The organism is Dyadobacter fanqingshengii, assembly GCF_023822005.2.
Lineage (GTDB): Bacteria > Bacteroidota > Bacteroidia > Cytophagales > Spirosomataceae > Dyadobacter > Dyadobacter fanqingshengii.
In genome coordinates, this window is the sequence record NZ_CP098806.1 from 1,147,114 (window position 1) to 1,168,860 (window position 21,747).

Here is a 21,747-nt window from a genome sequence, read left to right on the forward strand (position 1 = left end):
ATTTTTTGTTGATCCTATAATAATGGATCCCAATTGGTGCTTACAATGACATGACGGATGGAAAGTGCAGTGGTACTATGCCTGCCGAAATTTTTTCAAATTTTTACAAATGCAATTCTTTCAGCCGGAGCCGCCGGATGGCGTTGCTGATCTGGTTTTTGACTGTTTGGGGAGATAAAGATAATTTTTGCGCGATTTCAATGGTAGACAAATGCTCGCGCCGGCTCAGCAAAAATATCGTTTTCATATCAGCCGGTAGATTTTCAACTTCCGCCATCAATTGCTTTTCAATATCATCGGACGCGACAGCATCGAAAAACTGGTTTTCATTCACTGGGGTTCGCTCCAAAATGTCTTGCTGCACGCGTAAACGAAACGCCTCTTTCCGGTTCTGATCAATAAGCCGGTTAATCAGCATGGTATGGAGATAGCCGATGAATGTGCTGTGAATCGTTATTTCCTGCCGCTTGTTCCAGATATCGACAAAAAGATCGTGAACGAGATCTTCCGCAAGGGAAGCATTATGCAGTTTTTTATAACCTATGTCATAAATAACCTTCCAATAGCGCACATACAGCTCGTTGAAGGCGTTTCTGTCATCCCCATCTTTCAAAAGATTCATTAAAGCTATGTCTGATAAATCGTTCAAATGGTATCGGCGGAAAATGACGAGATAGGCAGAAAGGAAAATCGAACTCTAACTTATGCAAACGGGGATAGAATTACAACCACTTATTTCAATTTTCCGGGCCAGTCAGCCAGTGGCTTCGTGGCGGGAGCATCTGTTGATGTAGAAAAATAAGCATTGAAGCTTGCCTCGGAATTGGCAGGAATGGTCGTCTCGAAGCCAATGAACTGGGTATTGGGGTTAGGCGTATCGTAGTCGTGCGGCGGCTCGGTTGACCAGGTTTGAATGTTGATTTTGGCATTGGTATCAAAAATCAGGAACATTTTCTTGCCATTTTGGGATAGCTCAACCGTTTTTTCATCTATAATTCGCGCATTTGCAGCCGTGAGCAAGTTCCAGCGCATAGTAACCGGTTTTTCCAAAGTGGCGATCTCGTCGCGCACAAGCACAAACTTTTCCTGGATGATGGAGATGCCGCGTTTCACCGATTTGACCTGATTTTCATAAACCTGAGAAAGATCGGAAATCGCAGCCAGCTGATCGCCCTGATCCGACCAGGTGTCTATTTGGGCATAACCTTTTGCGTTTTGAAGCTGGCTATTGAAGATTAATGTGCTGTGAGCGAAATTATTAAGTCTGAAAACCTGCCAGCGCTGTGAATTTTGTGCTGCATTCCAGAGATCAACACCTTTTGCTTCGAGCGAGTTGTAATCCTGCATGCCAAAATCCATCGCCCAGCGCTCGCCCTGCGCGTCGAGAACAAAAGATCCAACATCCATATGAGCGTGGTTTACAGCCGGTGAGCCAGCTTTGAAGCCTACGAAAATCGCATTCTGGTCTGTCCATGAGGTGCGCATCATGGCAACCGGCGACGGACCCTGGCCAACCCAAACCTTTTTTGTCGGCGGCTTAATTGCATCCAGATCCGTTTTGACGCCCCACACAAGCAACGCGGGAATGATGCGGTTGCGCAGAAATTCATCGGAGGTTCCTGCCAGCAGTTTTTTCTGGCTCCATAATAAGGAAGGTTTTTTGTTTTTTTCGGCAAACCAGAACAATGTTGGGTTGAGCCCTTCCCGCAATCCGCTATCGCCCCAGTTGTGCGCCATCCCGGTTGGCCCGATGAGATTTTCGAGAAATCCGGCCGTTTTCAGGAATCCCGGACTTTGGGATAAACCAAAATCAGTTCCTAATGCTTTTTGCATTGCACTGATCAGCAGCACATTGAAACTCGTTCCGTAACCCCAGTAACTAAATCCCTCCGGATAAGCGCCGTCCGGTTTATATGATTTGATCATGGCACGCGGGACGGATTCCACGGCCCGTTTAATGATCTGATTGGCCAAAGCAGGCTCGTCCTCGGCAATGGCCAGGGCACCAAATGAAATTCCGGCGTTACAAACCTGGTTCCAGTTATGCTCAGCCGTAACGAAATAATTGTATTTGCTATCCAGCGAAGGTTCGATGCCTTTTTTCAGGATCGCGTCTTTAATGATCTTTCTACTTTCAGCCGATAACTGATCAAAAAGCCAGTCATAACCGATTGCAACGGCCATGGTCATTTCGGCGACGTCAAGGAAATGAGTTGGATTCCAGTCCTCGAAAGCGGCCACGGCCAGCAATTCTTTTTCTGCCCGTTTCAGATATTTGTCCTCTTTGGTGGTCCGGTATGCATAGGAAAGCATGAAAACGCGGCGCAAACATTCCCTAGATTTGTCCAGCAAGCGTCGCCCGATTTTGATCCGTTCCACGGGAGGCAGGCCCAACAACTTATCGCATTCTCCCAGGATTTGGGCATGCACATTGCCCCATTCCGCGTGTTTTTTTATTTGGTTTACCAAAATCTGCTCTTCCCCTTTCAGCAAAAGCAAGCGAGGATGTGCTTTCCTGATCGACTGGATAGCATTCGTTGCCTGCTGCGCGTGAGGCGCGCTTTGCTGAGCGAATCCAGAAACAGCGGCAAGGAGAAACAAACAGGCGAAGATCTTTTTCATAACAACAAAAGCGATAGACCCTGCCGATCATACCCAACAATTACCTTATTCGTTGCTTAACCTGCTTTTTACGCCAGGGAATAAATCTGATCATGATCAGTACGGGAATTCCCAATGTCAGCCATGAAAGGACGTCCCAGAGATCATCCCCGGTTAATGCTGATAACAATCCGATCATTGAAAACAGGCCTATAATGAGCGGTGCCCGCCAAACTTTCCAAAAAGTGCTTTCCATAATGTCTGAGATTGAATGGATCTGGTTGTTTTAGTTTTCTTTTTCAGCCAGAACGGTCAGACTTTCGAAATCCCGTTTGTTCAGCCGGTTAAGATGTGCCTTATTGGCTTTGTTTCTGGCAAACCATAAATACAAACCGCTGCCAAGAATGACGATGGTGGCGATATCAAAAAGCGCCCAGATAATCTTCAATGGCAATCCGCCATAATCTCCGAAGTGAAGCGGCTGGGAAACAAAAAGTGTGTTTACATACCAGGGCATGTCGCGCATGTCAGTGAGGCTGCCGGTTTTGGCGTCCACGAGTGCGGGCTTAATGATGCGTTTGGTCAACGGCGTATTTCCCTTCATAAATACGGCATAATGGTGTTTGCTGGTGAAAGGCGTGCCCGGGTAGGCGACAAGCGAGGGCTCCATTTCGGGCGCTGCCTTTTCGGCAACGGCCATAGCGCCATCCAGTGAGCTGAGTTTTCCAGTCAGTGGCTGCGCATTTTTGTAAGGCGCAGTCATTTCCGAAAGCTGCCCCACTTGCCATAAGCCCAGCACAACTTCCGACATTGTATTAATGACGCCTGTAAGTCCCACAACCGTCCCCCAAACGATGGTGACAACGCCAAGCAGGTTATGAAGATCGAGCCATTTCAGTCTTGTGGATTTTTCGGTGCGCACCATTCCGAAGTTGAAACGCTTCATAATAGGACTGTAAAGCATCATTCCTGAAATAATCGCGGCCACAAAAAGCAGCCCCATAAGCCCAAGAAATAATTTTCCGCCAATTCCCATGAACATATCAATGTGCATTTGCAGCATGATGTACATGAAACCTTCCTGCAAGTTAGGCGCTTCCAGAACTTCGGCAGTGCGGTCATCCACTATCACGGTCGTAAAATTGTCCGGTGCCGCATTGATGGAATCCGACAAACTGAAAGTCGTTGTATTAGGCTCATGCTCATCCCAATAAATGTAGCGGACCACTTTTTTGGGAAATGCAGCCAATGCAGCCGTTTCCAACTTGTCCAGGCCCGCAGCCTTTGTGCCTGCGGGAAGTTCTTTGGCGAGTTTGGGTTTTCCTTCGAGCTCTTCAATCTCCTCATGAAAGATCAGCGGAAGCCCTGTGAGGCACAGCATTAATAGAAAAAGCGTACAGATGAGGCTGGTCCATTTGTGGATTTGGAACCAGGTTTTTACAGATTTTACGGAGCTCATGATTTGATAGGTTTAACCCGTTTGAAATGCTTGTTAGTCAGCCAGTTTTGCAAAGCCCTGGATCGAGCCATCGTGCGCAACTTTGAACGCGGAAGTTGCTTTGTTGCCGTCTACAACATAATAACCGTCTTCATTTACAGTGGTTACCGTGGTGTTTCCTGAATTGGTCACTGTCCCGTTTCGCACCCACAGGTAAACTTTACCATCAATTTCTGTAATCGCCTGCTCGTTCGCATAAGCATAGTCATGCAGCGGCATGCCCTCGATTTTGGTCACTTGCTGCGTGGTCATGTCATAAGTATAATATTCAAAAATACTCGCAGTAAGGTTGGAATAATCCGGCTTCAAAGGCGTGGAGGCCAATTCGAAGTAAAGCTTACCACCTTTGATCAATGCGGTTGCAATGGAATTACCGGCTCTGATATTCTGGGTCGTGAATTTCCAGGTTGTGTCAAAATCTGTTTCCCCTTTTTTGATACGAATGATGGTGGGGTTTACAAACTGCATTTTTCCTAAACCGGTGGCATACAGATATAATGCGCCATCATCGCCGACGGACCACATTTTATTTCCCGAAGAACCCCAGCCAATGCTCCGCAAACCATCATATTTGATCGTTTTTTCATATTTATCAGTAGCAATGTCAAGCACAGCAAATTCGACCGTGTTATAAAGATCGTCGCCGTAACCGCCTAATGCTGTGGTTCCATATGTGATCCCAACATATAATTTACCTTCTTTGGCAGCCATTGTATGCTGGCCCACCGACTGGTATTCAACACCTGCTTTTTTTAAGCTCGAAAGATCGATCTCGCCCGTGCGCAGCATGGTAGAAGGGTTGAATTTTTGCAATTTTAAAGTGCCGCGTGTTGGATCAAGATAAAAGCCAGATGTCTCATTCACAACCAGATACTGCGTGGAACCCGCGATAAAGCCTTCGTCTTTCAGGCTACCATCTGCACTGACAGAGTATTTCTGCAAGCCCACGTCCCCAGCTGCATTGGAGCGATTGAAAAGCCATTTCCCAAACGTCCGGAAACCAAATGCGCTCGAAAGCTGCAATGTCCTGGGGTTGTTATTCTGGATGCTGCCAGAAGGAAGCCCATCGACGGGTGTCAGAAATCCCGCATCAAAGCGCGATGTGGTGGTCATTAATACAAACTTTTCCTTTTCGCTCGGCGTAGGCGTATCTGTATCGTCACTGGAAGAACAGCCGATGAAAACGACCGCGGCGAAAACGTAAAAAATGATCTTGGATAGATGGGTTTTCATAAATTTGGTTTTAGAGAAATGGAAAATTATTTGAGGGTATAATTCAGTTTAAGATGCAAGCTGCGGCCCGCATTCTGAATGCGGAAATTGTCATAAACGTGAGCATTAAGGATGTTTTTAGCCTGAAAGCCAATGGAAAAGCGCTCTCCGGCCGGGTTGTAGGTGAAGCCGGCGGCGTGGAGCCCCTGGTTTGGGATAATGTTGGGTGCGTCAAATTTGGCTTTGCCCCAAAGCCCGAGAAAACCATCCGGTTCAAGCGATTGGGGCACATAATCCAGATAATATTCTCTTACAAAAGTGTAGTAATAATAGAGGTTGAGCTTTCCGCGGCCACCAATGTTGTTCCATGTGCTGTTAAGCGCCAGATTTGCAAAAAAGTAAGGCGTATTCCGCAGCCGCGCCTTTTCTTTCAGACGATTGCCCGTATCGAAAATGCGGAAGTCCTGATACGTGAAATTGCCATTTGCACGCAGCCAGCGGTTTAGCGTTACGCTCAGGTCGGTTTCGAAACCCAGGCCTTTCACATTCTCCACATTTTGGTTTTGGGTATACAAAAAGTCGATAGGGACTTTCAGGATCAGGTCGCGGGTAATGCGGTAAAATGAATTCACTTCAAGGGCATACGCGCCACTTCTTTCGGTTCGGAAACCCAGATTGACATTGGTGCTTTTTTCGGGTTTCAACAGGAAGTTGGAGCGGTGAAAATTGCCGTCGCCAAACATTTCATCCTGCTCGGGCAACCGGGTCGCTGCTTCTGCCGAAACCCTGAAAAACGTGTTGGCGGTCAATGCAAATTTCAATGCTTCGGCAATTCCAAAGCTGTTTTCGGACGTAGTCCGGTGCTGGCCCAGAGCCGTTCCGTAGATGTCGACATTTATCGTTGACGTGTTGTAATGGAAGAATTTGGCAATGAGATTATTGATTAGCTTATCATTCAAAAAAACCGACTGTATCCCGGCGGCCCCGATGATTTTGTAATATTTCGCAGGCAGTGAGAGGATATCCTGGCCTGTTTCCGGCAAGGTGAGGCCAAGAGGATCGCTCCCTTTCCGGCCAATGTTCGTCGAAACCACATTAATTTCTGCTAAATGTCGCTCCCCGATCTGGTAACCCAGGTGCGTCCGGGACGTAAAATAGGAGAATGTAATGTCGGACAAACTGCCGCGCATAGAGATTTCTCCTCTCCGCGATGGGCTTGGTATAAAGTGGCCATACCAATCGTAAGTGCCTCTTAATGTGTCTACTTGTGCTGTGTGAATGTTGCTTGTTGTGAGAAACTGGTCAATGCCCAGCTTGCCAAATTGCTTGCGATAACGAAGCGTCGGGATCACCGAATATTGCCTGCTGACGGACGCCCCGAAAGGTTGCGACATGGTTGAGCCATACTGATTTTGCCGGTTGATATGGAACCAGGTTATCCCCAAACGCAGCTCGTCCACCCATTTCAGGTTCGTCAAGCCTCCGTAAGCTTCTGCATAGTAATTGGCAAATTTATTGTGAAACAGACGCACGGTTGCCGGGCTTCGCGCCGCAGTTTCCTGATCGGTCACGATTACGTCAACCTTATAATCATTGTCCGATCGATTAACAAATGCATCGGTCCCGATAAAAAAATGGCGGGTCGTGTCGCTATACAATGCGTTTACAGATGCCCGGTGGGTGTTGAACGAGGCAAATTCGTAGGACGCTTCCGCATAGCGATAAAGCGATTTTTTGGTAACCATATTCACTGCACCGCCCAATGCATCCGCTCCCAGGCCGGTGGGTAGAACGCCCTTGTAAACCTCTACGCGTTCCAGCATGTTGACGGGCACAAGCGAAATGTTGTAGCCTGCTCCCAGATAGTCCATTGGAATGCCATCTTTGAAGTTCTTAATCGCCCGATCCTGGAAACCATTCATCATTAATCCCGCATTGGAACCCAGTCCGCCCGTTTGCCGGATCCTGATCCCCGCGGAGCGGTTCATTAATTCCACGAGCGTAGACGGTTGTTCCTGAATCGCTTTTGTGTTAATCACCTCAACTTTAATCGGTTGTAATTTTGCTTGTTGCGTTTCCGTTCTGCCATTCACCTGCACTTCTGACAGTTGTGTATGGTCTTCTTCCAGGATAAAAACGGCTTCTTTGGTTTGGCCGGAAGCAGTGACCGTCGTTTTTAACTGCTTGTAACCCATGTGTTGCAGGAGCAGCGTGTATGTCCCCTTTGCGACATTCGTGATTTCAAACCTTCCTTCGCTGTCCGTGATCGTGTTTTTATTTATTTCAACAACCTGAACCGATGCGCCGAAGATTGGGCCGCTGTTATCCCTGATTGTCCCCTTTAAGTTATACGTTCCTTGTGCACAGACATTTATCGTCGTACTAATGTGTAGAAGAAGAAAAAAAGGCAAAAGAATGTAAAAACGTCTCAATTCTATTTAGTTTTGCTTAATTAGACTGCTTAAAAATAGTAACAAAGGTAACCTTCGGGCCAGCCCAGCGTTAACGCCATATGCAGTTTTAATGCCGCGAAAAACAGGAATTTGATGAAAGTTGTATTAAAGTCAGAGACATTCAGCGTTGAAATTGAACTTCCCCAGGAAATGATCCAAGCGATTGAATCGCTCGCGCAGCAGATTGATCAGGCCAAACTTAAACAACACAAGAAAACAACGTTAAGGCAAGGCGACATTGAAAAGCTGCACGAGATCAGGATTCTGTTGCTTGCCAACCGGCAAATTCCATTTTCAATAGAAGAGCTCGCCAAAATCGCAGGCATTAACAGGACCAAATTGCAGGCGGGTTTCAAGGAACTATTCGGCAACACCGTTTTCGGTTACCTGTCCGACCAGCGGCTGGAAGATGCGCGCAGGCTCATTCTGGATGGCGGAAACATGTCAATTTCCGAGGTGGCCGCCATTGCAGGTTATAAAAACCCGCAACATTTTACGGCTGCATTTAAACGTAAATTCGGCGTCTTGCCCAGGGATGTCCGGAGGTAAACGTCGCAAAAATGATTGGCGATCCTGCCATTCAATAGCTCGCTGAGGCTTTTACACTTTTTAATGCGAAATTGCTCTTCGCTTTCAAGGCAATCATATTCAAGCATTTTATTGTGTTCACATCCGCATGTACGGAACCGTTCGCGTTTTAAGAAACATCATTTATGCGGCTACCGCAAAGGGCGGTAACCTCAATAAATTATGCGCTGCGCTGGGCATAAATCCTTCTGATCTTCATGATGGTGACCGGAAAATAGAAGGCGTGAAACCCGTGATGGATCTTTGGACCGAGGTGATGGCTTCTACGGGCGATCACGCATTTGGCTTACACATGGGTCTCGAAAACAAGCCGTGTGTCCTTGGGTTATTGGGTTATCTGATGCAGAGTTGCCGGACCGTCGGCGAAGCATTTACCGAAATCATCACTTACCAACAGACTATTTCGGGATGGATCTCTTACAATTATGCTGTGGGTAAAGAATGTGAGCTCACTTTTTCAATCAATCCAATGTGGCTGCAAGTGTCACCGGAAACTGCCCGCCAAGCTTTGGAAACGGCGATAAGCGGAGCGCTTAGCTACATTTATATTTTTACCGGGCAAAAAGTGTATCCGTTGCGGGCCGCACTGGCTTATAAAACGCCGGTTTCAAAAGCGGAGTACGAACGGATTTTCCACTGCCCTGTGCATTTTGAAGGAGAGCAAAACAAACTGATTTTTTCGAAAGAGGTCGCTGACATGCTGCTGATCAGCTACGACGAATCGTTGTATATGTCCTTTGCGGAGATCCTCAAAAATAAAAGCGCCGGAACAGGCGCCCGGGGCAGCTTTGCAGATCAGGTGAAGAAGGTGATTATTCAGGATTTTTATGGAAAAACTCCTTCTCTGGAAATCATAGCAGCCCATATGAACCTTAGTGAAAGGTCTTTGCAGCGGCGATTGCAGCAGGAAAATGAAAGTTACCGTTCCCTTGGAGCCAGTATCAAGCAGGAACTGGCGTTCAACCTGTTGAAAAACACGGACGCGACCGTTCACGCCATCTCCGAAGTGTTGGGTTACACAGAAGCAAGTGCCTTCCACCGGGCATTTAAAAACTGGACCCAAACCAGTCCCGTCCAGAAAAAGCGCACGTTGGGATAAAGCCATAACCGCTGCCGAAATTGGCGTGAAATGTCATTTTATTGGCGCAAAAGATTAGCCCTTCTGTCATCGCAATGCAGTTGTTTTGTTCCTGTATTCAAGAACAAATCAAAGCCATGAAAAAAGTATTGAAATCCGTTTCCAGAATCCTGGGCGCGATCGCCGTCATTGTAAGCGTTTTTCTAATTTATGTTCAGATCAGTTATAAAAAGGAATTTGACGTTCCCGAGACAGGCATCCGGGCTAGCAAGGATTCGTCGGTCATTGCACGGGGAAAATATCTGGTAATGGGGCCCGGGCATTGCTGGAACTGCCATGCGCCGGATGGGGAAACCAATTTGCAATCCGGCTCGAAGGTCGGAATGATTGGTGGCAAAGAATTCAAACTGCCCTTTGGCGTGCTATACTCGCCCAACATTACCTCTGACACCGCAACGGGAATCGGCGCTTTTAGCGATGAAATGCTCGCTCAGGCAATCCGCTATTCTGTGCGACATGATAAAACGGCGCTCGTTCCGTTCATGAGCTACAATGGTATGAGCGATGATGACATTCAAGCGGGTATCTCATATCTGCGTACAACACGTCCCGTGAGGAATAAGGTGAAGGAAAATAGCATCAATGTGATCGGGAAGGCAGTCGTCCGTTTTGTGCTTAAACCCGTTTTCTCCGACCCGGCACCGAGAGCATCTTTGCAACCGGATACAACAGCCGAGTATGGCAATTATCTCGCCACTTCGGTAGGCAATTGCGTAGGCTGTCATACTCGCCGCGACAAAAATACCGGCGAATTTTCCGGGAGCAAGTTTGCAGGAGGTTACCAGATTTCCGTTTCTGACGGCACATTTACAACACCTAATCTCACGCCGCACGCGACAACTGGGGCGATTGTAAACTGGCGGCCGGGTGATTTTGTACAAAGATTCAGGACCGGCGCTGTTTATCCGCAGACGCCCATGCCATGGAAATCATTCCAGACACTCACTGACAATGATCTGAAAGCGCTTTATTATTATTTCAAATCGTTGAAGCCGGTTGACAATAAAGTAATCGTATTTCAGCAAAAGGTCCCGAATTGAGTGATAACGACGGGTTTTTCGGTGAAAAAATGTATTTTTATCGCAATCACTCACCGTCAATGTCGAACGCATAATATGTACGTAAATCGTTATCTGTCTCCGCTCATCGTCTATTATTACTCGTGGCGAATGGTGCTGTTTTCCCTCTTTACCGGTTCCATGGCTATTTTTGTTTACACCTATCTGGGCTGGGGCTGGGTTGCTATTCCCTGGTTGCCCGTGTCCCTGATTGGTACGGCAACTGCTTTTTTTGTTGGTTTCAAAAACAATCAGTCCTATGACAGAAGCTGGGAAGCACGTAAGATCTGGGGCAGCATTACGAACCATAGCCGGTCTTTTGGAGCAGCACTAAGGGCTTTTGCTTCCCATGATCAGAAGGAATTTGTAGATGCAGACGACGATATTAGGATTATGGTTTACAGACACATTGCATGGCTATATGCATTAAAAAATGCCATGGCGCAACGCACGGCCTGGGAACATAAAGACCGGGCAAGCAAGCGTCAGCGGGACGCGCTGCATAAATCGCAGACGCCCTGCGAGCTCGAAATAGAAAAGTATCTTCTTGCCAATGAGCACAATGCGCTGAAAGGTAAGAAAAATCTCTCTACACAAATTCTGGATAAACAATCGCAACATTTGTCGAGACTCAGAAAAGCGGGCAGGGTGGATGCTTACCAGCACGTTGCGCTCCAAAACCTCATTTCAAGCCTCTACGACGAACAGGGAAAAAGCGAGCGGATCAAAAATACACCCTTTCCACGCCAGTATGCCACAACGTCAAATCTGTTTATTTTCGTTTTTATGACTTTGCTGCCTTTTGGTTTGCTGCCGCAGTTTGTAGAACTGGGCGAGCGGTATATGTTCCTGCTTATCCCGTTCAATATGGTCGTTTCGTGGGTTTTTATGTTCATGGAATACGTGGGTGACATCAGCGAAAACCCGTTTGAAGGACTTTTGAATGACATTCCCATTGGCACCATTGTACGCAACATTGAAATAGACCTCATCGATATGCTTGACGATGAGCCAACCCCGGAGAAATTGCAGCCGTATTATGGGGCGCTGTTCTAACTATATCCACCGAAAACTTTCTGGGTTTGATCGTTCTACAACGGGTTGGATCGCAGCCGTTTTTGTAAGTAAAGAGCCACTTGATCGGCTGCTTGCTTGTGCCCGTAACACGTCCAGTGATGATCATAAACAAAAGTCCATTCCCCTTTTCCTTCGGAATTCAGCGAGATCGTTTTAAATCCGGCGGCCTGGACTTCCTGTTTCAATGCATCCGGAAGCTTAGGGTGAAAGACGATAATTTTATTTTGGACATTATATTTTTCCTTCACGAACTGCATGAGCATTTTTATGTGATTGGAGTGATCAGGTTGCCGGGCCGTTTTGGCGGGAGCGTGTGCAACCATATTGAACTTGATATCGGTTAGCGGAAATCTTTGAAACAGGTAATAGGCGAATTTGACATTGTACAGCATTGACTTCAACCTCGCCGATTTCATTATGCCTGGAACAATTTTTTTGTTTGTCAGGTCCACCTGTGTAATATCGGAGTGGACCTTGATCTCCCGCACACTTTCGGTAAAGTCGGTCGGATTTACATATATCAGATGAAGCTTTGGCTTTAATGAGTCCATACTGTTTGCAATTTCCATTGCTTCAATAAACGAGACGCCGGATCGCGCTGCTTCCACAAAATTCATCTCCGGAACCCGGGCTTTGAGTAGCAGATCCTGATGACACTCGGTGGGATTCATGAAATTTTCGATAAATGAATCACCGATAACCGTAACCAGATTTTCATAACTTTTCGGCAAAGTGCCCGTCCAGCCAAGATTATTTGTTGCCCAGCTATGGTTACCACCTTTCCAGTAACCTTGCTGTTTGGGACTATATCGCTGAATATTATTTGCATCCAAATAACGCTTGGGAACTTCACTTGTGATATGCCAAGCCCTTACCACAATTTCACCCAGGACAAATCCAGCCGATAGGAAAATGACAAATTTGAATAAGAACTTTCCCATCTAGAATTGAAAATAAATGAACTGTTGCTGTTTGCCGGTGAAAACGAAGATAGCAATCACCAAACAATAATAGAATCCCCATTTAACCGGCTTGGGCCAGTTAAAACCAAATCGGGCTATGGCGTAAGGGTGTTCCCGGCCCAGCCATTCGACAAGGAAAAAAGCAGCAATTAAAAGCAGCAAGTCCTTGCGAACCAGCTCGGGCGTTGTAAATATACTCGCGGAGAAAATTTCACTGATATATTCGAACGCATGCTTAATATTTTCTGCCCTGAACAAGATCCATGCAAAAACAGTCATTGTGAATGTAATCAGCATGTGGAATACGTCACTAACTGTGGGTAATAAACGTCCTTTGGCAACGATCTCGAGATTTTCCCGGTTGCTTTTGGACAGTAACAATGGCAGGAAATAAATCGCATTAAGCGCACCCCAGGCCAGAAATGTCCAGTTAGCGCCGTGCCAGAAGCCGCTCAGCAAAAAGATGATGAATGTGTTTCGCACTTTTAGCCCTGTGCCGCCGCGGCTTCCTCCCAACGGAAAATACACGTAGTCTCTAAACCATGAGGAAAGTGAAATGTGCCAGCGCCGCCAGAATTCGGCAATGTCCCTGGAAAAATAAGGGTAAGAGAAATTGCGTAATAATTCAATGCCCATGATCCTTGCAACGCCCAAAGCAATATCCGAATACCCGGAGAAATCACCATAAATCTGCATGGCAAAGAAAAAAGCACCTAAAAGCAATGTGCTGCCTCCGTAACTTTCATGATTATTGAATGCCAGATTGGCAAGCTCGGCACAATTGTCGGCTATAACGATTTTTTTGAAAAGCCCCCAGAGTATTTGCCTTAACCCGTCGGAAGCTTGTGCATAACTAAAAACCCTTTTCTTCTGAATCTGCGGCAAAAGATGCGTTGCGCGCTCTATGGGACCTGCGACCAGAAGCGGGAAGAAACTCACAAAAACGGCATAGTCAATCAGGTCTTTCTCTGGCTTGATTCTCTCCTTGTAAATATCAATGACATAAGACAAACCGTGAAATGTGTAAAACGAGATGCCTACGGGCAACACCAGGTTTAATGTATGCGGATTAACCGACATGCCAAGCAAGGAAAGACCTTCCGCGAATGACTCTGCAAAGAAATTATAATATTTAAGAACACCCAGGAATGAAAGGTTAATGGCGATGCTCAAAACGAGCCAGAATTTTCTTGTAGCCTGGTTTTTTGAGTTACCCATTTTAAGCCCTGTATAATAGTCCAGAGCAATGGAAAAAATCAGCAGAAAAACGAATCGGTAATCCCAGCAAGCATAAAAATACAAGCTTGAAATGAGCAGGATGATGTTCTGTAATCTTAAACTGTTTCGGGCAATAATCCAGTAAAGAAAAAGAACAACAGGAAAAAACAGGGCAAAACTCAGAGAGTTAAAAAGCATTGTCCAGACAAGTTTTGAATAGTGTGTTCATTGGCATTTGCCACTTGATGTCGCAAATATAGCTATTCCACGATAATTTGCAACATTCCAATATTTGTATGATGTTACTCAAAATAACTTATAGTAATGTATTGATTTTCAGAAAGTTAAAAATTTACTGAATCTTCGCCCGGATATTATCCGCTGCCTTTTGAGCGGTTAATGTGACGCGTTGCTGACGGGTTTCAGGCCTTTTTGCATCCGATATCCAGGTCAGTATCAGGCGTTTTGCGGAGGGCGGGAAAGCCGTAAAATTTTTGAGGGCCACCTCGTTTTCGTTGAGTAGCGCTTGTAAATCCGGCGGTATTACGGCGTTTTCTGCATCCACCAATGCATCCCAGGTTCCGCTTTCTTTGGCAAGATCGATGAACGCCTGACCCTGGGGAGTCATTAGGCCAGCCGCCGTTAACCGCTCGACCCGCTCCTTATTAACTGCGCTCCATTTACCGGTCGCCTTTCGCGGGGTGAACATCAGGTAACTGCTTTCTGCGTCGCGCTTAATCGACTTCGAATCAATCCAGCCAAAACAAAGAGCTTCTTCGATGGACTCCGGGTAATATACGCTGGGTGTTGCACTATTTTTATGGTAAATGATCAGCCAGACGGATTTTTCCGTCTGGCTGTTTTCGACAAACCAAGCACGCCATTCTTTCCGGCTGGGCGCATAAACGGCCTTAATATCATTTTTAGTTTCCATGGTATAAAATGAGCTTAGCTGAATGTATGTTCGTTTGTTGTTTTGGTTAAATTTTATTTCCTCACAAATATAAAACAGCCTTGCGACAGCCCTATGTCAGGAGTGCCGAGACTTTCGAATCCTGGCACCCCTGATAATCTGGAATTAAGAAATGGCAAGCTGGATGGCCCTTTCTACCGGACTTTCACCATGGATATGCAGTTCATTTCGCAACAATAACGGCGGCTGAGCCATGAATTTTGGGTTTTGGCCGCGATGTGGCTGCGCTGCATGTACAAGGAATGGATGACAGAGATAAACCGTTCCTGCTTTGCCAGTCGCAAGGACTTCTTCGCGAGCGGGAAAACTTTCCAATTCGTGAGCCACTTCCATAAAGCTTAGCCCATCATCGCCCTTTGGAAGCAACAGACGCGCCACATCCAGGTGCGACCCTACGCGGATACGCGTTGGCGCATCATGTGTTCCTACTTCCGAATAAAGGAAAAGCATCAGCAAACCACGCCCTTTGGAGTGCACATTAATGCGCCAGTCAAAAAAACTGGCGGGGTCCTTGCCGGAGAAACTCGCGTCCACATGCCAGCCGGCGTCGCCCGGATCTTCATCCGAAGGAAAACGGATCGGAAAAGTACCCATGCTGCCGGGTGGGAGCCAATTATTTACTCCGACCAGCTGATCATAAGCACGATGCAGTACGGGCGAATTTGCAGATTGGACAAAGGGCGTCTGTGCATACATGCCCAACCGCACAACCGGCTTTTTCCAGCTCGCAGGATCATGGCGATCCAAGCCCAGATCCGCCCAGAGAATGTCTCGCGCCGCTTCGGCAATTTCCCGGGAAAAAGCGTTTTCAATGCATACAAAGCCTTTATTTACGAAATTTTCAATTTGTTCACTATCTAATATTACTTCCATATCATTGTTCAGAATTTGATCAAAAGCAAAGCGCTAAGCCTCGATCTGATCAGGTTTTTGAAATTAATAAAATGCACAATGAAGTTTTCCCAGTCAAAAAATGGGAGCACGTCCTGGTCGACGCGAGAAGCAATATTAGAGTGTTGGAGTCATCCTCATGGTTGCAAATCTAAAAACCGCCGACAAATTTCGCAAGCGGAAACCGTTTCATTTCTCGGCATGATTTGTTTGGTAATTTGTTAAATTGAAAAAAAACCAAAAATTCATGAGCACTGATGTAAAAGGAAAAACGGCTATTCTGTTTGGTGCGAGCGGTTTCGTCGGCAGTTATTTGCTGGAAGGGCTGCTGAATGATCCTGATTACGCGCAGGTTACGATAGTAGTTCGCAAAAATTTGAATATTTCGCATGCAAAACTGAAAATGCTGATAGGAGATTATCATGCTTTACCCACCTTAAAGGACGAAATTGTTGCCGATGAGGTCTTTATTGCGCTTGGAACTACGAAAAAGAGCACCCCTGATCAAAAAATATACTATCAAGTCGATCACGATTATCCGGTTTTGGCTGCCCGGATAGCAAAAGAACGTGGAGCGAAATCAGTTTTTTTGGTCTCGGCTGTGGGTCCGGACGCCGGGTCGGGCATTTTTTATATCAGAACAAAAGGCGAAACAGAACGGGATGTTATTGCGCAGGATTTGCTGCATACGCACATTTTCCGCCCATCCATGATCATGGGGGATCGCAAGGAAAGCCGCACATTGGAAAAGGCTTTAATCAAAATATTCTCCATCATCAACCCGCTTTTCGTAGGTCCGATGCAGAAATACAGGGGAATAGAAGGAAAAAACATCGCCAAAGCCATGCTAGCAGCCGCCAAAAAGCCCGCCGGGAAGGTGAATATTTATGAGTGGAAGGAGATGAATGATTTGTTATAATCGTTATTCAGTTGCTTGCTTTTAGTTTTTGTTGATTAAATTGTTGGCCAATATACTGCGTTCCATTGGATGAAATTTGTAAACTCATGAAAATCAAACCAATGAATATTTCAACCGCAAAAAATGATCTCGCCCTGAGGGATTTGGATGGAACAAGAAAATACCTGGACGAAATCAACTACAACATCCGCGACATTTTCCATGGGAATGATCAGGAAACGGGCACACTGCATTATGGGGCGGTGGACATTGCAGAACACCTCATCAATGCTTTGGATATTTTCACCTATGCATTGGAAGAACTCACGCAACTGGACGCTAGCCAGGAGGATCTTCCGAAGATTAACAGCATTATAACATCACTTCGGTATATTGTTGACGAGACCAAAGCAACTGGCGAGAGATTAAAATCCGGTATTTCAAATGAGTATTTTGGAATGGTTATGGAGAAGACTGAAAACCTTTCAGAAGCCATCGACGACACAGAAAGAATATTTTTCGAGCTGCGAAACGATAAAGACTTTATGGCCGTAGCAAACCGGTTACTTGGCCTGTAATGGTTATTTTTTGCACTGCACGTTTCAAGATTGAATACCGCAAACTTTTGAAATCCAATGCATATCGGGATTTGGAAGGCGAGATTATTCAAAGTTTTTTCAACAAATCCGATGATGAAATAAGCCATGGAATTACGATTGTTGGAAACAAAAATCGGAGGGTAGTAAAAAAGAGACTTGCGGGAAGAGGCGGGTTTCGGATTTACTTCTTTGCTTATATCGTAGATAGCAAGGTCTATTTATCCTATGTATATCCAAAAACCGGACCTCAGGGAAAAGCATCTCTAAGTAAGCAATTTGAGACAATGCTCATCTCTGAAACAGCTGATGCAATTATTGCAGATCAGCTGTTTTTAATGTCGGTGAAAGATGGAAAATTGCATTTCAAATAATTTACCTGCTTACAAAGTCAAATCATTTCAATTCCAGCAGCGTCACATGAGCGTTGATCGCTACCCAGGTGCCTTTTCTTTTGATGTAGACGTCTGAATAGCAATTTTTTCCTTTGATGATCTTCTCTTTGTCTTTTAGAACGAAACTTGTGTAGGCAGTTAGCAGGCCTACATTGTTGACGATTTGCAGATCGGTGCTGTCAATGCTGACATTGATGATTTGCTGATCAGGGGTTAGTACATTTTGCAGGATATCGGCTTTCGAAAGCTTTTTGCCGGTTGGCGAGATCATGATGAAATCATTGGCCAAAATCCGGCTTAGTGCGGCGGTGTCGCGTTTGGGGTAGGATTGCAGCCATTGCGTGTTCATTTGCTTGATGACGGCGCTGTCGTCCACCTGCGCTAAGGCGGGTGCAATGTAAAATAGCGGCATGCTCATGATTAATGTCAATAACTTCTTCATTGTGGCGTATGGGATTAATTTATCGAAATTAGATTTTTAGTTCCTGCTTTCAAACATTTAAAATGCTGCGACAGCAAATCCGTGCCAGCATGACCGCGCCAGCATGACCGCGTGAGGAATATCACCACTTACACCTAAATTAAAGTTACCTTAGCATATGAAAATCAAAATATTAGCAGCAAAAGATCTTCCGCCGCCGAATTCAACATTGAAATTCAGGATCAAGAATACAACCAACTGGCGGGTTGGGTTTACCGATAGCGATACGGGCGATTTTGTCCAGGAAGTGGGTGGTATCACTTACAGCTATTCCTGGAACCAGATCGACGAATATTTTCTGACTGCCCCCGCACTGCCTTAATGATCGATTAGTCCGGTTGTTTGAACAAGTAAAAATTGCCGCTCAAATCTTGTTGTAAAAGCATTTGAAAGCCATGCGGTTCGTAGGTGATTGGTCACCAAAGCGATCCGGTGGCGTCATCTGTATTTGCGCTGCCAGATCTTATACCAATTTTTGTTTTTGGGATAATGCCGGTGGGCTGCCCGGTTGTTGACAAATAGTGCCACTAAAAGCAACACAAGCACGCCGGTAAGCACCGGGCTGATGACATATTTATAACCGAGGCTGGTAATTTTTTCTGAACCAATGTTAGCGATCAATGCGGTTGCGCCACCTGGCGGGTGCAGCGTTTTGGTGATCTGCATGAAAACGATCGACAGGGAAACAGCAAATGCGGATGCAAGCCAGATCTGGCCCGGGATGATCTTGTGCACCGTCACGCCCACGATTGCGCAAATTAAATGACCGCCGATCAGGTTTCTGGGTTGAGCCAGCGGACTATTGATAATACCGTAAATTAAAACAGACGAGGCTCCGAAGGAACCGATCAGGAAGACATTATCGGCTTGTGTAAACTGGCTGTTATTAATATAGCCAATGAGTGCAATGCCTATAAATGAGCCTACAAATGTCCAGAAATGATCATTAAAATCAATGAGGGTTTCTTTATAAATCACATATCGCGCCATGCGCACATGCTTCCTGATTCGCTTTCTCAAATCTTACCGATTATTTATTGCCTTAAAAACCTGCAAATATAACGGTTGGTTCGCGCATTCGACTGCGTTTGATTTGAGAGTGCCCTAAGGTCTTGTCAGTTTGATGTGTTTGATATCACGGTTCAGGCCTTTCCAGATCATGCTTTGACTTTTATAGTCAATTTCGATGGAGTAGTTTTCGCCGGTTAATCCCAAATCGCGAAAGAATAATTCATCATCTTTCCATGGGCGCGATCCGTTGGGGAAGTTTGTTTCAAATAATGTGAATGCTTGCGGGCCAGTCCTATCAACGATACGCTCAGCAGCTGCATTTAACCTGAAAGCAACCGGCCACACTTTCCCTTGCAGCAAAAGCTCACCGCTGCAAACCGGATTGCGACGGTCTTCGTCTCTTGAAATATTTTTGATCTCCAATTCCGCAAAATCCTTGAAAATCGTGTCCTTTTTTACCGAGCCGGTTGGGTTAGCATACTTAATAACAAACTCCACTTCCTGCATTTTCCATCTTCCATACAAGTGATCAACCAGCGTATCCATGATCTGGATGGCTCCCTTATCAAAATCAACGTGTTCAAAACGCTCGTCCGGATCGGGTTCTATTTGATCTTTTATGCGGCATTGCAACAGGGTAACGCTAAACATCATCAGGAGCGCGAAGGATATGTAGTTTTTTCTCATAGCATACATAGATTCAAGAAGATGTGAAAATAAAAAATCGAGCGATAAGTTGTATTATGTAACCGTTAATAAATTTATTTCTGTTTGCGTGAAAAAAACAAAAGGGTTCCGAAACCGGAACCCTCGTGCACGAACTTACATTCAATTCGCCATAGGCGTTTTAGTTTTATTGGGGGATCGAGGTTAATGCCGGAACGTTGTTCTGGAAGCCATTGTAGCCCTTGTTCTGGTTGATCCTTCCCTGCACATTACCATCGATAGCCGACTGAGGAACCGGCCATAGCACGTGATACGGGCTCATCGTATATTCATCCGCGTGACGCGTTTTTACGCCTTTGTTATAAAAGTCACTTTTCTCCATAACACGATCATAAAAATAATTGCTTTCCGAGAAGCTTTCCATGTTGTAAGTCTTACCATTAGGCGCAGGCCTGCCTGTCATAGCGAAAATGTACGCGACGCGGGTCAGTTCGGTTTTACGGGGTTCTTCGAAATACAATTCCCTTGCACGCTCGTCGAGAACCGTTCCAATGTTCACTTTGGCGGGAGCAAGCGGGCTGCAATTGGCACGCGTACGCACGGCATTGATGTCTGCTGCTGCTTTAACCAAGTCACCTTTCCAGGCATAAGCTTCGGCCCTTAGCAGGTAAGTTTCGGCCAGACGGAACACGTACCAGTCCGTATTTCCACCTTGCGGCTGGATACGCTGCGGATCTTCGATGAAGAGTTTGTAATTCGGCCAGTCGAACCAGCACCGGATCGTATCAATGGTCAGCAAAGCTCCCGCAGCGTTGCGGAGTTGCAGATTTTTGCCATAATAAGGATCATTGGCTTTAATGGCCGGATTGTTGTAAACAATGTCCTCCATGCGCGTCCAGTTGCCCGGCGCGTGGCGCAGATCTTTTTTATCGTCCCAGACCCCTTCCTGCGAATAATAAGTCGGGCGAACGCGTCCGATTCCGCGGCCAAGTGTCGTGATCTGGTCGATTTCAATACCGTAAGTATCAATGGTTCCCCTGTTACCGGCTGGCGTATTAATGTTGTTATGCCAAAACGGAACGGTGTTTCGCATGAGTTGGATGCCGTCTGGCATATTTCCATCAATGTTAAGGCGGTCAATAACCAGCATCAATCCCTCCGTGTTAGCTCCTAATGCCTTGTTTGCAGGTCTGTGTAAGTCCCAGATCACATTGCGGTTAGCTTTGCTGGCATCCACCCCGAATCGGGTTGTCATGAGCTTGTGCGTTCCGCCATCGATCACATTGCTCGCCGATTTAATAGCATCGTCAAATAAGCCCAATGCCAGGTTGACTTTTGTAAGCAAATGACTCACAGATCCTTTGTTAACAGTTCCTTTGTCCGTCACAGCAGGCACCCATTGTTCAGCAAATTCCAGGTCAACCTTCATTTTTTGTAAAATCACCTCGCGCTTGGTAGATTGAAAATCGAGCTTCGGGCCAATTACTTCGTCCAGGATCAAAGGAACATCGCCGAATTGCTGCGTAAGCCGGTAATAACGCGCCGCCCGGTGAAAGTATGCGGCTCCAAGAATCTCGTTTTTTTCCTGCTCATTTTTGTAAGTGGGCTGATCAATGCGTGAAATGGCCACATTGGCATATTTTATGCCCTTGAAACCTTCGAGCCAATACCAGCCGATCTTGTTATAATCCCCGCTGTTCAGCTGCGCATCGGGCGTAATCAGCAAATTCAGGTTTTGCGCGGGCCCTGATTTATCCGTTGTTCCTTCAACGGCAATGTCTGAAAAAATCGATTCGGTCACCATCGGAGGCGCATCGCCATACCATTCAAGGCGCATATTGCGCTCGCAGGCCACCAATGTTGCCCGCAAACCCGCGGGATCATTGAATGTAACGTCCGGGTTGTAAAATGAGAGCGGCTCGGGCGCCAGCCAGTCTTTCTGGCAGCCTGCCATTGTAATGCATCCTGCTATCAGTGCAGGGGCAAATATTTGTTTTGATCTTTTATATATCGTATTCATTTGGTCGATTT

The 21,747-nt window shown here is 46.0% G+C and carries 22 protein-coding genes; 8 read left to right on the plus strand and 14 right to left on the minus strand.

The genetic code is table 11. The annotated features are described in order from the left end of the window. Positions 1-103: 103 nt before the first annotated feature. From NFI81_RS04525 to NFI81_RS04550, 6 genes are all read right to left on the minus strand, one after another. Positions 104-622 (minus strand): RNA polymerase sigma factor, encoded by a 519-nt coding sequence (locus tag NFI81_RS04525; RefSeq protein ID WP_234613807.1) that lies wholly within the window; start codon positions 620-622, stop codon positions 104-106. A 110-nt stretch (positions 623-732) separates the two neighbouring features. Beyond that, positions 733-2,622, minus strand: coding sequence for a heparinase II/III domain-containing protein (locus NFI81_RS04530; protein ID WP_234613805.1), 1,890 nt, complete (start codon positions 2,620-2,622; stop codon positions 733-735). 40 nt (positions 2,623-2,662) lie between these two features. After that, positions 2,663-2,857 carry a hypothetical protein gene (locus tag NFI81_RS04535; protein ID WP_234613804.1) on the minus strand — a complete coding sequence of 65 codons (195 nt, stop codon included), beginning with the start codon at positions 2,855-2,857 and terminating at the stop codon, positions 2,663-2,665. 30 nt (positions 2,858-2,887) lie between these two features. After that, positions 2,888-4,060 (minus strand): PepSY-associated TM helix domain-containing protein, encoded by a 1,173-nt coding sequence (locus NFI81_RS04540; RefSeq protein ID WP_234613802.1) that lies wholly within the window; start codon positions 4,058-4,060, stop codon positions 2,888-2,890. Between the two features lie 33 nt (positions 4,061-4,093). Next, the gene (locus NFI81_RS04545; RefSeq protein WP_234613800.1) at positions 4,094-5,332 is read right to left on the minus strand and encodes a DUF4374 domain-containing protein; all 1,239 of its coding nucleotides are present in this window, start codon (positions 5,330-5,332) and stop codon (positions 4,094-4,096) included. A gap of 26 nt (positions 5,333-5,358) precedes the next feature. Further along, the gene (locus NFI81_RS04550) at positions 5,359-7,743 is read right to left on the minus strand and encodes a TonB-dependent receptor (RefSeq protein ID WP_234613799.1); all 2,385 of its coding nucleotides are present in this window, start codon (positions 7,741-7,743) and stop codon (positions 5,359-5,361) included. Positions 7,744-7,857: 114 nt separating this feature from the next. On the opposite strand from NFI81_RS04550, the gene NFI81_RS04555 reads away from it, so the two are divergent. The 4 genes from NFI81_RS04555 (at position 7,858) to NFI81_RS04570 (ending at position 11,604) form a co-directional block, all read left to right on the plus strand. After that, complete coding sequence (locus NFI81_RS04555; RefSeq protein ID WP_234613797.1) at positions 7,858-8,313, plus strand: helix-turn-helix domain-containing protein; 456 nt, start codon at positions 7,858-7,860, stop codon at positions 8,311-8,313. Positions 8,314-8,440: 127 nt separating this feature from the next. Beyond that, positions 8,441-9,451, plus strand: coding sequence for an AraC family transcriptional regulator (locus NFI81_RS04560; protein WP_234613796.1), 1,011 nt, complete (start codon positions 8,441-8,443; stop codon positions 9,449-9,451). Between the two features lie 116 nt (positions 9,452-9,567). After that, entirely contained in the window at positions 9,568-10,530 is a 963-nt protein-coding gene (locus NFI81_RS04565) for a c-type cytochrome (RefSeq protein WP_234613795.1), read from the plus strand. Between the two features lie 75 nt (positions 10,531-10,605). Next, on the plus strand, positions 10,606-11,604 hold the full coding sequence (locus NFI81_RS04570) for a bestrophin family protein (RefSeq protein ID WP_234613794.1): 999 nt from the start codon (positions 10,606-10,608) through the stop codon (positions 11,602-11,604). 35 nt (positions 11,605-11,639) lie between these two features. Here the strand turns inward: NFI81_RS04570 and NFI81_RS04575 are convergent, their stop codons facing one another. The 4 genes from NFI81_RS04575 to NFI81_RS04590 form a co-directional block, all read right to left on the minus strand. Continuing rightward, entirely contained in the window at positions 11,640-12,566 is a 927-nt protein-coding gene (locus NFI81_RS04575; RefSeq protein WP_234613793.1) for a hypothetical protein, read from the minus strand. Continuing rightward, positions 12,567-14,003 (minus strand): MBOAT family O-acyltransferase, encoded by a 1,437-nt coding sequence (locus NFI81_RS04580; RefSeq protein ID WP_234613792.1) that lies wholly within the window; start codon positions 14,001-14,003, stop codon positions 12,567-12,569. It abuts the gene before it with no gap. A 154-nt stretch (positions 14,004-14,157) separates the two neighbouring features. Continuing rightward, the gene (locus NFI81_RS04585) at positions 14,158-14,739 is read right to left on the minus strand and encodes a YdeI/OmpD-associated family protein (protein ID WP_234613791.1); all 582 of its coding nucleotides are present in this window, start codon (positions 14,737-14,739) and stop codon (positions 14,158-14,160) included. 144 nt (positions 14,740-14,883) lie between these two features. Then, positions 14,884-15,651: a phytanoyl-CoA dioxygenase family protein gene (locus tag NFI81_RS04590; protein ID WP_234613790.1), complete on the minus strand. Its 768-nt coding sequence runs from the start codon at positions 15,649-15,651 to the stop codon at positions 14,884-14,886. Between the two features lie 265 nt (positions 15,652-15,916). Between NFI81_RS04590 and NFI81_RS04595 the strand changes: the two genes are divergently transcribed. From NFI81_RS04595 to NFI81_RS04605, 3 genes are all read left to right on the plus strand, one after another. After that, positions 15,917-16,588: an NAD(P)H-binding protein gene (locus NFI81_RS04595; protein ID WP_234613789.1), complete on the plus strand. Its 672-nt coding sequence runs from the start codon at positions 15,917-15,919 to the stop codon at positions 16,586-16,588. Positions 16,589-16,689: 101 nt separating this feature from the next. Further along, the gene (locus tag NFI81_RS04600) at positions 16,690-17,145 is read left to right on the plus strand and encodes a hypothetical protein (RefSeq protein ID WP_234613788.1); all 456 of its coding nucleotides are present in this window, start codon (positions 16,690-16,692) and stop codon (positions 17,143-17,145) included. Positions 17,146-17,216: 71 nt separating this feature from the next. Beyond that, the gene (locus NFI81_RS04605) at positions 17,217-17,537 is read left to right on the plus strand and encodes a hypothetical protein (RefSeq protein ID WP_234613787.1); all 321 of its coding nucleotides are present in this window, start codon (positions 17,217-17,219) and stop codon (positions 17,535-17,537) included. 22 nt (positions 17,538-17,559) lie between these two features. Here the strand turns inward: NFI81_RS04605 and NFI81_RS04610 are convergent, their stop codons facing one another. Next, positions 17,560-18,000 carry a nuclear transport factor 2 family protein gene (locus NFI81_RS04610; protein WP_234613786.1) on the minus strand — a complete coding sequence of 147 codons (441 nt, stop codon included), beginning with the start codon at positions 17,998-18,000 and terminating at the stop codon, positions 17,560-17,562. A gap of 157 nt (positions 18,001-18,157) precedes the next feature. Between NFI81_RS04610 and NFI81_RS04615 the strand changes: the two genes are divergently transcribed. Continuing rightward, positions 18,158-18,361, plus strand: a complete 204-nt coding sequence (locus NFI81_RS04615) for a hypothetical protein (RefSeq protein WP_234613785.1) — start codon at positions 18,158-18,160, stop codon at positions 18,359-18,361. Between the two features lie 116 nt (positions 18,362-18,477). Here the strand turns inward: NFI81_RS04615 and NFI81_RS04620 are convergent, their stop codons facing one another. The 3 genes from NFI81_RS04620 to NFI81_RS04630 form a co-directional block, all read right to left on the minus strand. Then, complete coding sequence (locus NFI81_RS04620) at positions 18,478-19,029, minus strand: HPP family protein (RefSeq protein WP_234614896.1); 552 nt, start codon at positions 19,027-19,029, stop codon at positions 18,478-18,480. A gap of 114 nt (positions 19,030-19,143) precedes the next feature. Continuing rightward, complete coding sequence (locus tag NFI81_RS04625; RefSeq protein ID WP_234613784.1) at positions 19,144-19,737, minus strand: hypothetical protein; 594 nt, start codon at positions 19,735-19,737, stop codon at positions 19,144-19,146. Positions 19,738-19,903: 166 nt separating this feature from the next. Continuing rightward, entirely contained in the window at positions 19,904-21,736 is a 1,833-nt protein-coding gene (locus NFI81_RS04630; RefSeq protein ID WP_234613783.1) for a RagB/SusD family nutrient uptake outer membrane protein, read from the minus strand. Positions 21,737-21,747 lie beyond the last annotated feature (11 nt).

Coding starts and splice junctions, on each gene's coding strand:
- NFI81_RS04530 (WP_234613805.1), bottom strand. CDS start 2,622: ATGAAAAAGATCTTCGCCTGTTTGTTTCTCCTTGCCGCTGTTTCTGGA.
- NFI81_RS04625 (WP_234613784.1), bottom strand. CDS start 19,737: ATGAGAAAAAACTACATATCCTTCGCGCTCCTGATGATGTTTAGCGTT.
- NFI81_RS04580 (WP_234613792.1), bottom strand. CDS start 14,003: ATGCTTTTTAACTCTCTGAGTTTTGCCCTGTTTTTTCCTGTTGTTCTT.
- NFI81_RS04615 (WP_234613785.1), top strand. CDS start 18,158: ATGAAAATCAAAATATTAGCAGCAAAAGATCTTCCGCCGCCGAATTCA.
- NFI81_RS04525 (WP_234613807.1), bottom strand. CDS start 622: ATGAATCTTTTGAAAGATGGGGATGACAGAAACGCCTTCAACGAGCTG.
- NFI81_RS04570 (WP_234613794.1), top strand. CDS start 10,606: ATGTACGTAAATCGTTATCTGTCTCCGCTCATCGTCTATTATTACTCG.
- NFI81_RS04630 (WP_234613783.1), bottom strand. CDS start 21,736: ATGAATACGATATATAAAAGATCAAAACAAATATTTGCCCCTGCACTG.
- NFI81_RS04565 (WP_234613795.1), top strand. CDS start 9,568: ATGAAAAAAGTATTGAAATCCGTTTCCAGAATCCTGGGCGCGATCGCC.
- NFI81_RS04585 (WP_234613791.1), bottom strand. CDS start 14,739: ATGGAAACTAAAAATGATATTAAGGCCGTTTATGCGCCCAGCCGGAAA.
- NFI81_RS04535 (WP_234613804.1), bottom strand. CDS start 2,857: ATGGAAAGCACTTTTTGGAAAGTTTGGCGGGCACCGCTCATTATAGGC.
- NFI81_RS04600 (WP_234613788.1), top strand. CDS start 16,690: ATGAATATTTCAACCGCAAAAAATGATCTCGCCCTGAGGGATTTGGAT.
- NFI81_RS04560 (WP_234613796.1), top strand. CDS start 8,441: ATGTACGGAACCGTTCGCGTTTTAAGAAACATCATTTATGCGGCTACC.
- NFI81_RS04595 (WP_234613789.1), top strand. CDS start 15,917: ATGAGCACTGATGTAAAAGGAAAAACGGCTATTCTGTTTGGTGCGAGC.
- NFI81_RS04545 (WP_234613800.1), bottom strand. CDS start 5,332: ATGAAAACCCATCTATCCAAGATCATTTTTTACGTTTTCGCCGCGGTC.
- NFI81_RS04540 (WP_234613802.1), bottom strand. CDS start 4,060: ATGAGCTCCGTAAAATCTGTAAAAACCTGGTTCCAAATCCACAAATGG.
- NFI81_RS04620 (WP_234614896.1), bottom strand. CDS start 19,029: ATGGCGCGATATGTGATTTATAAAGAAACCCTCATTGATTTTAATGAT.
- NFI81_RS04555 (WP_234613797.1), top strand. CDS start 7,858: ATGAAAGTTGTATTAAAGTCAGAGACATTCAGCGTTGAAATTGAACTT.
- NFI81_RS04590 (WP_234613790.1), bottom strand. CDS start 15,651: ATGGAAGTAATATTAGATAGTGAACAAATTGAAAATTTCGTAAATAAA.
- NFI81_RS04610 (WP_234613786.1), bottom strand. CDS start 18,000: ATGAAGAAGTTATTGACATTAATCATGAGCATGCCGCTATTTTACATT.
- NFI81_RS04575 (WP_234613793.1), bottom strand. CDS start 12,566: ATGGGAAAGTTCTTATTCAAATTTGTCATTTTCCTATCGGCTGGATTT.